The following is a 13,538-nucleotide window of genomic DNA, read 5'->3' on the forward strand; positions in this document are numbered from 1 at the left end:
CGGCCCGGGAACCCAGCTCCGCGGCAGGCCCAGCCGGCCGGACGCCCGGCCGGCGGCACCCCGGCCGGGGCGGACTTCACCTGGCGCTACGCCCGCCCCGGCGGCAGATCCGACCCGGCCCGGGAACCCAGCTCCGCGGCAGGCCCAGCCGGCCGGACGCCCGGCCGGCGGCACCCCGGCCGGGGCGGACTTCACCTGGCGCTACGCCCGGCCCGGCGGCAGATCCGACCCGGCCCGGGAGCCCAGCTCCGCGGCAGGCCCAGCCGGCCGGACGCCCGGCCGGCGGCGCCCCGGGCGGGGCGGGCTTGGCCTGGCGGGTACCCCCGATCGGCGGCAGCCCCGACCCGGCCGGGAGGCCCGGCCTGGCGGCAGGCCTGGTCAGCGGCAGACCCCGACACGGCGGAAGCCCAGGGCGGGGTGGGCCCGCTAACCGCCGAACAGCACCTCCTGGGCCGCCTCCCGTGCCGCGAGCCTGGCTCCGGCCAGGACCGCCGGGCCGCCCAGGGTGGTGGCGCGGACCTCGGTGGGGACGGGGGTCAGCGCCGCCAGGCGGCGGGCGACCCGGGCGGCCAGGGCGGGGCCGCCCGCGCGGCCCAGTTCGCCTCCCAGGACCACGCATCCCGGGTCCAGGACCGCCGTGACCGCCGCCGCGCCCAGGGCGAGGCGCTCGGCCAGGGCTTCGAGGAAGTCCTCCCCCGCGGCCCCCGCCACGGCCTCCTCCGCCGGGCCGGAGAAGCCGTGTGCGCGGGCCAGCGCCGTCACGGCCTCCCGGCCCGCCAGGGCGTGGAAGCCGCCCCCGCAGTCGGTGGCCGACGGCAGGCCGCCGGTGCCGGGGACCGGGAGGAAACCGATCTCGCCCGCCCCGCCGGAGGCGCCCCGGCGCAGCCGCCCGTCCAGGACCACGGCCGCCCCCACGCCCGCGCCGAGCCACAGGAGCACGAAGGAGTCCACGTCGCGGGCCACGCCCAGGCGTTGTTCGGCGAGGGCCGCCAGGTTGGTCTCGTTCTCGACGGCCACCGCCGCGGGCAGGCTCCGCTGCAGGGCGGCCACCAGGTCCCGGTGCCACGCGGGCAGGCCTTCGGTGTCGCGGAGTTCGCCGGTGGCCGGGCCGACCAGGCCGGGGGCTCCGACGACGACGGTGTGCAGTTCGCCGGCCCCGGCCTCGCGGGCGGTGCGCAGCAGGGCCCGGACCGCGTCGCCGGGGGCTCCGACGGGCAGGGCGGCCTCGGCCAGCGGGTGGCCGAGGAGGTCGGTGACCACGGCGGTCACGCTGTCGGTGCGCACGTCCAGGGCGGCCAGGTGGGCGCGGCGGGCCACGATCCCGTAGAGCTTGGCGTTGGGTCCCCGCCGCTGTTCGCCCGACTCCCCGACGACCTCGATCAGCCCGGCTTCGGTGAGCCGCTCGACGAGGTCGGCGACCGAGGGGCGGGAGAGGCCGGTCCCGGCCCTGAGCTGGGTGGCCGTCAGCGGGCCCGCCTCCTGGAGGAGTTGCAGGGCGAGGCGGTCGTTGATGGCGCGCGCCGTGCTCGGTGAGGCGGGGGACGGTACCGGCGTCGAAGCGGTGGCACGGGTGGCAGGGGTCACGGCGCCCATCCTAGGCAGTCCGAAGCCGTTAACCATCAGGCAGGGTCCCTGATAGTTTATCTCCCATGACCGGGGACACCGACCTCAGCCCGGCGCGGCTGCGCCGCGCCCGTTTCGCGATCGCCGCCGTCTTCTGCGCCCACGGCGCGGTGACGGGCTCCTTCGCCACCCGCATCCCCTGGATCCAGGACCACGCCCAGCTCAGCGCGGGCACCCTGGGTCTGGCGCTCGCCTTCCCCGCCCTGGGCGCGGCGCTGGCGATGCCGCTGGCGGGGCGGATCAACCACCGTTTCGGCGCCCGCGCCGCGCTGCGGGCGCTGCTGGCGCTGTGGACCCTCTCCCTGGTCCTGCCCAGCCTCGCCCCGAACCTGCCGGCCCTCTGCTTCGCGCTCTTCGTCTACGGGGCCACCTCCGGGATGTCGGACGTGGCGATGAACGCGCTCGGCGTGGAGACGGAGAACCGGCTGGGCCGCTCGGTCATGTCCTCGCTGCACGGCATGTGGAGCGTGGGCGCGCTGCTCGGCTCGGCCGCCGGTACGGTCGCCGCGCACGCCGGGGCCGACGCCCGGCTGCACCACCTGGTCGCCGCGCTGGTCCTCACCGCGGCCGGGCTGGTCGCCGTACAGGGGGTGCTGGACCTCCGGAGCGGTCAGGAGGAGGCGGCTCCGCCGCACTTCGCCCTGCCTCCGAGGTCCGCGCTGCTCATCGGTGCGATCGGTTTCTGCGCGGTCTTCGCGGAGGGCGCGAGCCTGGACTGGTCGGCGGTCTACCTGCGGGACGTCCTGGACACGGACGCGGGTCTGGCGGCGGCGTCGACCACCGCTTTCGCCCTCACGATGGCCGTCGCCCGGCTGGCCGGGGACCGGGTGGTGGACCGGTTCGGGGCGGTGCGCACCGTCCGGGCGGGCGGGGTACTGGCCACCGCGGGCGGGCTCGTCGTGGTGTCGGTCCGCGAGCCCGCGGCGGCGCTGGCCGGCTTCGGGCTGATCGGGCTGGGCATCGCCGTGGTGGTCCCGCTGGCCTTCGCGGCCGCGGCGCGCAGCGGGCCGGCCCCGGCGCAGGCCATCGCGGGCGTGGCGACGATCACGTACACATCGGGTCTGATCGCCCCCTCGGCGATCGGTGCGGTGGCGGACGCGACCTCGCTCGTGGTCTCCTTCGGGCTGGTGACCCTGCTGGCCTTCGCGCTGGTGGCGGGGGCCGCCGTACTGCGGCAGAAGCCGGCCGGACCGGGGGCCTCCGAGGCCGATCGGGACGAACCCGCCGGTATCCGCCCGTAACATATCGAGGGCCCTCGGGGCCGGGTGATGCCTGATCAGCGGCGGAACGGGAGTGGTGGAACATGGGCCTCGGGGTGCGCTGGACGCTGCACGGCGACGGGCGGACTCCCGCCCCGGGCGCGGTGGTGCGGCCGGAGGAGCGGCTGTCGTGGCCGCGGACCGCGGGGCTCGGCGCCCAGCACGTCGTCGCGATGTTCGGCGCGAGCTTCGTCGCGCCGGTCCTGATGGGCCTGGACCCGAACCTGGCGATCATGATGTCCGGTGTCGCGACGGTGGTCTTCCTCCTCGCCACGCGCGGCCGCGTCCCCTCGTACCTGGGCTGCTCGCTGTCGTTCGTCGGTGTGGCGGCGGCGATCCGGGCGTCGGGCGGGGACAGCGCGGTGGTGACCGGCGCCGTGTTCGTCGTCGGCGTGGCGCTGTTCCTGTCCGGCCTGGCCGTGCAGCGGTTCGGGGCGCGGATCATCCACGCGGCGATGCCGCCGGTGGTGACGGGCGCGGTCGTGATGCTGATCGGCTTCAACCTGGCCCCGGTGACGGCCTCCACGTACTGGCCGCAGGACCAGTGGACGGCTCTGCTGGTCATGCTGTTCACCGGTCTGGCCGTGGTCTGCCTGCGGGGTTTCTGGTCGCGCATCGCGATCTTCCTGGGGCTGGTCTTCGGGTACGGGCTCTCCTGGGTCCTGGACCGCGTCTTCGGCAAGATCCACTCGACGGTGGGCGGGGCCGAGGCCGTGGACCACTGGCGCCTGGACCTCTCCGGGGTCGGCAAGGCCGACTGGATCGGACTGCCCGAATTCCACGCGCCGGCCTTCGAGTGGTCGGCCATCCTGATCGCCCTGCCCGTGGTGATCGCGCTGATCGCCGAGAACGCCGGGCACATCAAGGCCGTCGGCGAGATGACCGGCGACCCGCTGGACGACAAGCTCGGCACCGCCATTGCCGCCGACGGCGCCGCGTCCATGCTGTCCACGGCCGTCGGCGGCCCGCCGAACACCACGTATTCCGAGAACATCGGCGTCATGGCGGCCACCCGGGTCTACTCCACGGCCGCGTACTGGGCCGCGGCCGGATTCGCGCTGCTCTTCGGCCTGTGCCCGAAGTTCGGGGCGGTCGTCGCCGCGATCCCGGGCGGGGTGCTGGGCGGCATCACCGTCATCCTGTACGGCATGATCGGCCTGCTCGGCGCCCAGATCTGGATCAACGGCCGGGTGGACCTGCGCAATCCGCTGAACCTGGTGCCGGCCGCGGCGGGCATCATCATCGGCGTCGGCGGGGTCACGCTCCGGATCACCGACAGCTTCGAGCTCGGCGGCATCGCACTGGGCACGATCGTGGTGATCACCGGCTACCACGCGCTGCGGTACTTCGCCCCCGCGCACCTGAAGGAGCAGGAGCCCCTGCTCGACGCGGGCACCTCCGCCTACGATCATCAGGACGGCCGGGACACGCCGCGTTGACGGGGTTTCGCCCGAACCGGGGAAGCGTACGGCCAAGTTCCCCGCATCCGCGCCGGTGCCTGCGACCCTGCCTCCCATGGAAGCGGTGCTGGCGCGGATGCGCGCCCTGGACGAGCGGCTCCCGCCGCAGGACGGTGTCGCCGTCTTCAACCGGGTCTACCTGACGGTGACCGAGACCCTGCACCGGCGGATCGAACGCGGCGGGTTCCCGGCTCCGAGGCGGGCGCAGGCCCTCAGTGTGCGGTTCGCGGAGCGGTACCTGGCGGCGGTGGACGCGGACCGGGCGCCGGCCTGCTGGCGCCCGCTGTTCCAGTACCGCCGCCATCCCGGGATCCGCCCGCTCCAGCACGCGCTGGCCGGGATCAACGCGCACATCGGCCACGACCTGGCGGTGGCGGTGGTGTCCACGTGCCGCGCCCTGGACTGCGAACCGGGCGCCCTCGAGGCCGACTTCGACCGGGTGGGCGACACCTTGGTCGCCCTCGAGGAGCACATCCGCGAAGACCTGATGCCGGGCCCGGACCTCCTGGAGATCGCCGACCCGCTGACCCACCTGCTCGGCTCGTGGAGCCTGGAGCGCGCCCGCGCCGGCGCCTGGGCGTCGGCCCGCCTGCTGTGGACCCTGCGCCGCTCCCCCGAGCTGGCCGAGGAGTTCCGCGCGTCCCTCGACTCGGGCGTCGGCCTGGTCGGCCGCTGCCTGCTGACGCCGGGGCGGCTCAGCCGCCTGTGACGGCGAACGGGCCGCGGCCACCGAAGGTCAGTTCCGCGAAGCGCTCGCCGATGCGGCGGTGGCCGGCCGGGTCCGGGTGGAGCCGGTCGGGCAGGGGCAGCTCGGCGAAGTCCGCTGCGCCGTAGAGGGCGCGGCCGTCGAGGTGGTGCAGGTTCGGGTCGCCGGCCGCCCGCTGCGCGGTGAGGCGGGCCAGTTCGTCCCGGATGACGCCGAGCGTCAGCCGCCCGGTGGCCCGGTCCGCGGGGTCGCCCAGCGCCCGGAACCGCAGCTCCCCGTCCTCGAAGTCCGGCGCGGTGGGGCCCGGGGTGTCCTCGTGGAGGGGGGCACAGGACGGGAGAGACGACGAGCAGCGGCGTGGTGGGGTGGCCCTCCCGGACGGTGTCGAGGAATCCGTGCACGGCCGGGACGAAGGCGCGCAGGCGCATCAGGTCGTGGTTGACGAGGTTGATGCCGATCTTGATGCTGATCAGGTCCGCGGGGGTGTCGCGCAGGGCGCGCGCGGTGAAGGGGTCGAGCAGGGCGTTGCCGCCGAACCCCAGGTTGACGAGCTCCACGCCGCCCAGGGCGGCCGCGACCGCCGGCCAGGTGCCGGTCGGATCGGCGGCGAAGGAGCCGTGGCTGATGGAGCTCCCGTGGTGCAGCCACACCCGGCGGCCGCGGTCGGGGAGGTCCTCGACCGGGGCGTCGGTGCGCAGGGCGATGAGTTCGGTGACCTCGGTGTGGGGCAGCCAGATCTCGACGTCCTTCATCCCGGCGGGGAGCCCGGTGAAGCGGACGGTGCCGGGCGGGCCGGGGTGCAGGACCTCGGATCCGGTGGCCATGTCGACGCGGCGCACACGGCCGCCCGGCACGCTGCCCCGGCCGGCCGGGCGGCCGTCGACGAGCAGTTCGTACACGCCGTCCGGGCGCGCCGGGAGGCCCTCGTAGACCACCTTCGTCGGGAGCGCGTCCAGTTCGACGGCGGTGGCCCCGGTCCGGAACGCCAGCCGCACCCCGGAGGGCTGGGCCTCGACCGCGGCGAGGTTCGCGTCGGGGAACTGCTCGCGCGCGCGTGCGGGCAGCCGGTGCGGGAGCACGCCGTGCGCGGTGCGTTCCACGTCGAGGGCGCCGCGCAGCAGGCGGGGCCCGACGGGGGTGGTGATCCAGGGGGCGGTGGGGGCGGGGTGGGCGGGGTCGAACGGGGCGGTCATGCCCCCACCCTGCCGGTCCCGGGCCCGTCCCGCACCCGGATATGCGGGGGCGGGCGGTCCCGCCGGGCATGAGTACGGGCCGCCGCCGCGATGTGCGCGCGGGGGCGGCCCGTGGTCACGGGGTCCGGGGCGGGGGTGGCGCCGCCGGAGTCCGGGAGGAGGGTCAGTCCTCGGGGAGTTCGACCGGGGCGATGTCCTCGTAGACGTCGCCCGGGCCCGGGTTGGTGGCGTCCGTGGATCCGCCGAGGTGGTGCATGACGCCCCAGACCGCGTTCAGGGCGGTCTGGACGGCGCCCTCGGCCCAGCCGGCGGTCCAGGAGATGTCGTCGCCCGCGAGGAAGATGCCGCGCTTGTCCTCGGGGAGGCGGTCCTGCATGAAGTGGGTGAACAGGCGCCGCTGGTAGCGGTAGTGGCCCGGGAGGTTGGCCTTGAACGCGCCCATGAAGTAGGGCTCGTTCTCCCAGGACACGGTGACCGGGTTGCCGATGATGTGGCGGCGGATGTCGACCTTGGGGTAGATCTCGCCGAGGGACTTCAGCATGACCTCCATCCGCTCGTTCGCGGACAGCGGCAGCCACTTGAGGCTGTCGTCGCACCACGTGTAGGAGAGGCAGATGACGGCGGGCTTGTCCGGGCCGTTGTCCAGCAGGTACGTGCCGCGGGTCATCCGGTCGGTGAGCGTCATCGACATGACGTCGCGGCCCGTTTCCTCGTCCTTGTCGAGCCAGAACGGCCGGTCGACGGGGATGAAGAGCTTGCTGGACTCCATGTAGTGGGTGCGCTCGATCGCCGTCCAGTGGTCGATCGGGAACAGCGTGTCGTCGCACTCGATCTTGGACAGGAGCATCCAGGACTGGGCCGTGAAGATCGCGGCCCGGTACGTGCGGATGTCCCCGGACGCGTCGGTCACGGTGATCCGGTTGCCCGCCGTGCGGTGCAGACGGGTCACCGCCGGGCGCGGGGTGCCCTCGTGCAGGGTGGACAGCGAGGTGCCCTGGGCCCAGTGGACGATCTTCTCGGGCTCGCGCTCCCACAGGCGCAGCGGGAGCTGCTGGGAGCCGCCCACGATGCCGCGGTGGTGGTCGTCGGCCTCGGTGTAGACGACGCGCAGGATCTCCAGGATGGAGTTCGGGAAGTCGGTGTCCCAGCCGCCGGTGCCGAAGCCGACCTGGCCGAAGATCTCGCGCTTGCGGAAGGACTGGAAGGCTTCCGACTTGCAGAGGAAGCCGTAGAAGGTCTCGTCGTCGAGCTTCTCGACGAGCTTGGCCCAGATCTCGCGGATGCGCGGGACGTCCCGCTCGCGCATCGCGGTGTTCATGTCGGAGAAGTCGGCGCCCTCGTCCAGGCAGGCGTTCCACGCGTCGGCGACGTCGCGGTAGACCTGCGGGAGGTCGGCGATGGTCTCGGCGTAGTGGGTCTCGCCCTTGAGGTCGACGACCGTCGAGGGGGTGGCCTCGGCGAGCGGGTTCGGGAAGGGCTCGGTGACCAGGCCGACGAGGTCGATGTAGTGCTGGAGCGCCGTGGAGGACGGCGGGAAGCGCATCGCGCCCATCTCCGCGGTCAGCTCCTCGGTGCCGGCGCCCTCGAAGCCCACGGTGCGCAGGCGGCCGCCGATCTGGTCGGCCTCGTAGACGACGGGCTTGAGGCCCATCTTCATGAGCTCGTAGGCCGAGATGATGCCGGAGAGTCCGCCGCCGATGACGGCGACCTCGGTGCCGAACTCGGTCGGGGGTATCTGGCCCAGGCCCGCCGGGTGGGCGAGGAAGTCGTCGTACGCGTACGGGAAGTCCGGGCCGAACATGGTGATCGGCGGCTGTCCGTCGCTGTGCGGGACGGCGGTGGTGGGCACCGTGGACGTCATGGGGGTACGTCTCCTTGCGGCAGGGCTGGGGAAGCGGAGGAGCGGGAGGGGGGTCAGACGAGGGAGGCGTAGAGCCCGGGGCGGCGGTCGCGCAGGTACGGGTTGTTCGTGCGGGACGCGCTCAGCAGCTCGGGGTCGGCCTCGCCGAACACCAGCTCCTCGCCGCGTCCGGCCCGGGTACGGGTGACCCCGTCGGGGCTCGCCAGGCAGCTGAGTCCGACGAACTCGAACTCGCCTTCCGGGCCGGTGCGGTTGACGTACGCGATGTACATCTGGTTCTCGAAGGCCCGTACGGGGACGAGCTGTTCGGCGACGAACTGGAACGGGTGCATCTGCGCGGTCGGCACCAGGAGGAGGTCGGTGCCGGCGAGCGCGTGGGCGCGGACGTTCTCGGGGAACTCCACGTCGTAGCAGATCATGATGCCGATGCGGAGGCCGCCGAGGTCCGCCTGGACGACGGTGGTGTCTCCGGGGGTGAAGGCGTCCTGCTCGAAGCAGCCGAAGAGGTGCGTCTTGCGGTAGTTCGCCTTCCGGTCCCCGTCGGGGCCGATGAGCTGCGCCGCGTTGAAGACGGCCTCGCCGGCGCGCTCGGGGTAGCCGTACAGGACGGCGACCCCGTGGCGGCGGGCGATCTCGCCGATGGCGGCGGCGGAGGGGCCGTCGGCCGGTTCGGCGAGGGCGGCGATGTCCTGGACCTCCAGGGCGTAGCCGGTGAGGAACATCTCCGAGGTCACGAGGAGCCCGGCCCCGCCCTGTGCGGCGCGTGCCGCGGCCTCGTCGAGCGCCTTGAGGTTCTCGGCGGTGTCGCCGAGCCGTCCGGAGCTCTGGAGGAGGGCGGTGCGCAGCGGGGGCATGGACTACCTCTGTGACAGGTGGGGTGGGGTCGTAAAACGGTACGTTCGGGCGTTCGACCGGGACAAGCCGTGACCGTTGCGCTGCGCGCATCGATTCGTTGCGCGTTCCCGGTCTGGCGCGGAGATTCGTTGCGCGGGGGTCCGCGGGCCCGGTGACGGGGAAGGAAACGGAGATCATCGCGCGTTGACCAGCCGTGGCCGTCATCGACCGAAGGAGCGCGCACCCGATGTCCCCCGAGGTACTCGACAACCCGGTCTGGTCGGCGCTGACCGGGCCGCACCGCGGCTTCGCCGAACTGGGGCCGGCGGGCCTGGCCGCCCGCTACACCGGGGACGCGAGCCCCTTCGCCGCCCTCCGCGACCCGGCGGACCCCGCGGCGTGGGCGGATCTGGCGGCGCTGGCAGGGCCCGGCGAGGGCGTCTGGGTGACGGGGCTGCTGACCCCGCCGCCGGGCTGGGAGACGGAGGTGGCGATCCCGGGCGTGCAGCTCGACGGGCGGGCGGTACGGGCCGGGGCCGCGCCGGAGGCGGTCCCGCTGGGGCCCGCCGACGTGCCGGAGATGCTGGAGCTGGTGGACCTGACCCGGCCGGGGCCGTTCCTGGACCGGACGGTCGAGCTGGGCACGTACCTGGGGATCCGGCACGAGGGCCGGCTCGTCGCGATGGCCGGGGAGCGGATGCGGCCGGCCGGCTGGTCGGAGATCAGCGCGGTGTGCACGCATCCGGAGCACCGCGGCCGGGGTCTGGCCGGGCGGCTGATACGGGCGGTCGCGGCGGCGGTGCGGGAGCGGGGGGACAGCCCGTTCCTGCATGCGGCGGCGGAGAACACGGGGGCGCTGCGGCTGTACGCGTCGATGGGTTTCGAGCTGCGGCGCCGCCCGGATTTCCTGGGGCTGCGTACGCCCGCCAAAAAGGTTTGATCCGGGGGCGGTTGTGAAGGGCGGGGTTTCGGTGGGCGTCCAGCGGTCAGACGCGGGACAACCCACGGAAAGGAACTGCCATGACGGACGTCACCCGCCTGCCGGGGGCCACCCACCACTTCTGGGAGTGGCAGGCCAGGGCCGCCTGCCGGGATCTGGGATCCGGCCGGTTCTACCATCCCGCCGGTGAGCGCGGCGAGGACCGCGAGGAGCGGGACGCGGCCGCCAAGCGGGTCTGCGCGGTGTGCCCGGTGCGCGCGGCCTGCCTGGACCACGCGCTGCGCACCCGCGAGCCGTTCGGGGTGTGGGGCGGCCTGACGGAGGAGGAACGCCGCTCGCTGCGCGGCCGGGACCTCGAAGGTGCTACGCCGGGGCGCCGGAGGTGAAGCGGCGCAGCAGCGGGGAGAGCACCAGGACCGATTTGGTGCGCTCCACGAAGGGCTCGCCCGCGATGCGCTCCAGGACCCGCTCGAAGTGGCGCATGTCGGAGGCGAAGACCTGGACGAGGGCGTCCGCGTCGCCGGTGACGGTCGACGCGGACACCACCTCGGGGTACCGCTCCAGGCCTCGCCGGATGTCGTCCGGCGAGGTGTTGTGGCGGCAGTAGATCTCGATGAAGCCCTCGGTCTCCCAGCCCATCGCGGCGGGGTCCACGCGGACCGTGAAGCCGGTGATGGCGCCTTCGGCCCGCAGCCGGTCCACGCGCCGCTTGACGGCGGGGGCGGAGAGCCCGACCTCGGAGCCGATGTCCGCGTAGGAGCGGCGGGCGTCTTCGGCGAGGGCGTGCACGATGCGTTCGTCGAGATCGTTCAGTCGCACTGCGGGTGGATCACTTTTCTGCTGTGGCCAGGCTGGATCGGCGGATGCCGTACAGGAAGTAGACCACGAGGCCGACGGCCATCCAGCCACCGAACGCGACCCACGTGGCGACCGGCAGGCTGTACATCATGTAGCCGCAGGCGAGGAAGCCGAGGATCGGCGTGACGGGGAAGAGCGCCACCTTGAAGGTGCGCGGCATGTCGGGCTTGGTGCGGCGCAGGATCACGACCGCGACGTTGACCAGGGCGAAGGCGAAGAGCGTGCCGATGCTGGTCGCGTTGGCCAGCTCGCCCAGCGGGATGAAGGCCGCCAGCGCGCCGCAGAAGAGCGAGACGATCAGTACGTTGACGCGCGGGACGCCGGTCTTCTCGTCGACCTTGGCGAAGGCCTTGGGGACGAGGCCGTCGCGGGACATCGCGAAGAGGATGCGGGTCTGTCCGTACAGGACGGCGAAGACGACGGAGGCGATCGCGACGACCGCGCCGGCCGCGAGGACGACGCCCCAGAAGCTGTGGCCGGTGACGTCGGTCATGATCTGGGCGAGCGCGGCCTCGGTGCCCTCGAAGTCCTGCCACGGCATGGCGCCGACGGCGACGAGCGCGACGAGGCAGTACAGGACGGTGACGATGCCCAGCGAGAGCATGATCGCGCGCGGCAGGTCCTTCTTCGGGTTCTTGGCTTCCTCACCGGCGGTGGAGGCGGCGTCGAAGCCGATGTACGAGAAGAAGAGCGTGGAGGCGGCGGCGCTGATGCCGGTGACGCCGAGCGGGGCGAGCGGGGCGTAGTTGCCGGCCTTGATGCCCATGACGCCGATGCCGATGAAGAGCAGCAGCGTGACGATCTTCACCGCGACCATGATCGTGTTGATCCGGGCGCTCTCCTTGGCGCCGCGCATCAGGAAGACCATGGCGAGCAGGACGACGACCAGCGAGGGCAGGTTGATCCAGCCGCCCTCGCCCAGCGGGGCCGAGAGGCCCTCGGGGATGGTGAAGCCGAGGGTCCCGTCGAGGAGCTCGTTGAGGTACTGGCCCCAGCCGACGGCCACGGCCGCGACCGACACGGCGTACTCCAGGACCAGGCACCAGCCGCAGACCCAGGCGATGAGCTCGCCCATGGTGGCGTAGGTGTACGAGTACGAGGAGCCGGAGACGGGGACGGATCCGGCGAGCTCCGCGTAGGACAGGGCCGAGAACAGCGCGGTCAGGCCCGCGATGACGAACGAGATCGTCACGGCCGGGCCGGCCTTGGGGGCGGCCTCGCCCAGGACCACGAAGATGCCCGTGCCCAGCGTCGCGCCGATGCTGATCATCGTCAGCTGCCACATGGTGAGCGAGCGCCGCAGCGAGCCGCCCTCGCCCTGGCCGCCCTCGGCGACCAGCCGCTCGACGGGCTTGCGGCGGAGCAGCGGGTGGGCGGGCCTGCGGGGCTCGGTCGTGGCGGGTGGCGCCTGGCCGTGGTCGAGCACGGGGGGACTCCTTCTTGCTGCGGGTGGGGATTCAGGCGTCGACCGCAGCGGTCCGGAGCAGGAGCAGGCGAGCGGAAGCCCGCCTGGGCATGGGAGGACCGCCGAGCAGGCGGTCCGCGCCACTCCACGTACAGCGAGTGAGCCTACGAGCTGAGTGATACCGCCCGTAATGCACCATCCTTGCACATTGCCGCACGATCGTTGCGCGGATCTGTCCCAGATGGTCCTTTGTTGCGCGCGGATGATCGATCAGTGCACAGCGGTCCTCGACCGGCGTTCTTGACAGCTCGTCAGATCTCCCGCAGCGTGCCGCCATGGACCTGGATCTGTGGCAGGACCCCGGACCGTTCCTGCGCGGGGTCGCCTGGCTGGACGAGGGGCGGCCCGTGCGGGCGGACCCCGCCGACACCATGCGGCTGCCCTGGGACACCGGCGAGCGGGCCACCCTGCCCATCGGGGTGCGGCTCGAATTCACCACCGGGACCGCGCGGGCGGTGGAGATCCGCTACCGGGCCACCGTGCCCGGCCCCACCGACGCCTTGCGCGACCTCGCGCACGGCTTCGCGCTGTGGGACCGGCACGGGATGGTCCGCGAGGTGTTCACCGAACCGGCCGCGGAGGCCGTCGTACGCATCGAACTGGGCGGCGGGCCGGGCCCCTTCACCATCCACCCGCCCGAGACCCAGTCCCCGCTGGTCCTCGGCCTGCGCGGGATCGGCGGCCCGCTGGCCCCGCCGCCGCCCGCCCCGCGCTGGGTGGTGCACGGGGACTCGATCACCGAGGGCTGGTGGTCCACCCGGCCCGCCCACGGCTGGCCCGCGGTCACCGGCCGGGCGCTGGGCTGGGACACGGTCAACCTCGGCTACGCGGGCGCCGCCCGCGGCGAGCTCGCCACCGCCGAACAGCTCGCCGGGCTGCCCGCCGACGTCCTCACCCTCGCCTTCGGCACCAACTGCTGGTCGCGGGTGCCGTTCTCCGCCCCCCTGCTGTACGAGACCACCCGCGCGTTCCTCGACCTGGTCCGCCAGGGGCATCCGCGGACCCCGCTCCTGCTGGTCTCCCCCGTCCTGCGGCCCGACGCCGAGCGCACCCCGAACCGGCTCGGCGCCACCCTGGGCGCCCTGCGCGATGCGATGGAGCGCGCCACCCGGGACCGGATCGCCGCCGGGGACGATCGGCTCGCCGTGCTCCCGGGCCGCGACCTGCTCGGTCCCGAACACCTGGAGGACGGGCTGCACCCCAACGACGCCGGGCACCAGGTGCTCGGCCTCGCTGTGGCCACGGCCCTGCGGCGGGCCGGGTTCGACGCGGGCTGAGTGAAACAGCCCACAGCGTCCGCCGTGAACGGACCGGACCCCCCGGGGCGTGTCCTGTGCAC

The 13,538-nt window shown here is 73.7% G+C and carries 11 protein-coding genes and 1 pseudogene; 6 read left to right on the top strand and 6 right to left on the bottom strand.

The window, feature by feature from the left end; genetic code table 11:
• Positions 1–426: 426 nt before the first annotated feature.
• Complete coding sequence (locus ACZ6I1_RS27565) at positions 427–1,593, bottom strand: ROK family transcriptional regulator (RefSeq protein ID WP_469291598.1); 1,167 nt, start codon at positions 1,591–1,593, stop codon at positions 427–429.
• Positions 1,594–1,649: 56 nt separating this feature from the next.
• On the opposite strand from ACZ6I1_RS27565, the gene ACZ6I1_RS27570 reads away from it, so the two are divergent.
• The 3 genes from ACZ6I1_RS27570 to ACZ6I1_RS27580 all read left to right on the top strand — a co-directional run bounded on the left by ACZ6I1_RS27570 (position 1,650) and on the right by ACZ6I1_RS27580 (position 5,051).
• Positions 1,650–2,864, top strand: a complete 1,215-nt coding sequence (locus ACZ6I1_RS27570) for an MFS transporter (protein ID WP_469291600.1) — start codon at positions 1,650–1,652, stop codon at positions 2,862–2,864.
• Between the two features lie 62 nt (positions 2,865–2,926).
• Complete coding sequence (locus tag ACZ6I1_RS27575; protein WP_469291602.1) at positions 2,927–4,321, top strand: uracil-xanthine permease family protein; 1,395 nt, start codon at positions 2,927–2,929, stop codon at positions 4,319–4,321.
• A 76-nt stretch (positions 4,322–4,397) separates the two neighbouring features.
• Positions 4,398–5,051 carry a DUF5995 family protein gene (locus ACZ6I1_RS27580; RefSeq protein ID WP_469291603.1) on the top strand — a complete coding sequence of 218 codons (654 nt, stop codon included), beginning with the start codon at positions 4,398–4,400 and terminating at the stop codon, positions 5,049–5,051.
• Here the strand turns inward: ACZ6I1_RS27580 and ACZ6I1_RS27585 are convergent.
• The 3 genes and pseudogenes from ACZ6I1_RS27585 to ACZ6I1_RS27595 form a co-directional block, all read right to left on the bottom strand.
• Positions 5,038–6,241, bottom strand: a pseudogene (locus ACZ6I1_RS27585) (GDSL-type esterase/lipase family protein). The gene ACZ6I1_RS27580 and the pseudogene ACZ6I1_RS27585 sit on opposite strands and share 14 nt — an antisense overlap.
• Before the next feature lie 163 nt (positions 6,242–6,404).
• Entirely contained in the window at positions 6,405–8,102 is a 1,698-nt protein-coding gene (locus ACZ6I1_RS27590; protein WP_469291605.1) for a flavin monoamine oxidase family protein, read from the bottom strand.
• A gap of 53 nt (positions 8,103–8,155) precedes the next feature.
• Entirely contained in the window at positions 8,156–8,956 is an 801-nt protein-coding gene (locus ACZ6I1_RS27595; RefSeq protein WP_469291607.1) for a carbon-nitrogen hydrolase family protein, read from the bottom strand.
• A gap of 227 nt (positions 8,957–9,183) precedes the next feature.
• On the opposite strand from ACZ6I1_RS27595, the gene ACZ6I1_RS27600 reads away from it, so the two are divergent.
• Both ACZ6I1_RS27600 and ACZ6I1_RS27605 read left to right on the top strand, forming a co-directional pair.
• Complete coding sequence (locus ACZ6I1_RS27600; RefSeq protein WP_469291609.1) at positions 9,184–9,876, top strand: GNAT family N-acetyltransferase; 693 nt, start codon at positions 9,184–9,186, stop codon at positions 9,874–9,876.
• Positions 9,877–9,956: 80 nt separating this feature from the next.
• Positions 9,957–10,262 (top strand): WhiB family transcriptional regulator, encoded by a 306-nt coding sequence (locus ACZ6I1_RS27605; RefSeq protein WP_469291611.1) that lies wholly within the window; start codon positions 9,957–9,959, stop codon positions 10,260–10,262.
• Here the strand turns inward: ACZ6I1_RS27605 and ACZ6I1_RS27610 are convergent.
• Positions 10,240–10,695, bottom strand: coding sequence for an Lrp/AsnC family transcriptional regulator (locus ACZ6I1_RS27610; RefSeq protein WP_007262967.1), 456 nt, complete (start codon positions 10,693–10,695; stop codon positions 10,240–10,242). The genes ACZ6I1_RS27605 and ACZ6I1_RS27610 overlap by 23 nt on opposite strands.
• 10 nt (positions 10,696–10,705) lie before the next feature.
• Entirely contained in the window at positions 10,706–12,160 is a 1,455-nt protein-coding gene (locus ACZ6I1_RS27615) for an amino acid permease (RefSeq protein ID WP_469291613.1), read from the bottom strand.
• Between the two features lie 314 nt (positions 12,161–12,474).
• On the opposite strand from ACZ6I1_RS27615, the gene ACZ6I1_RS27620 reads away from it, so the two are divergent.
• On the top strand, positions 12,475–13,476 hold the full coding sequence (locus tag ACZ6I1_RS27620; RefSeq protein WP_469291614.1) for a GDSL-type esterase/lipase family protein: 1,002 nt from the start codon (positions 12,475–12,477) through the stop codon (positions 13,474–13,476).
• Positions 13,477–13,538 lie beyond the last annotated feature (62 nt).

The sequence above is a fragment of the Streptomyces sp. NPDC046303 genome (genome assembly GCF_055588085.1).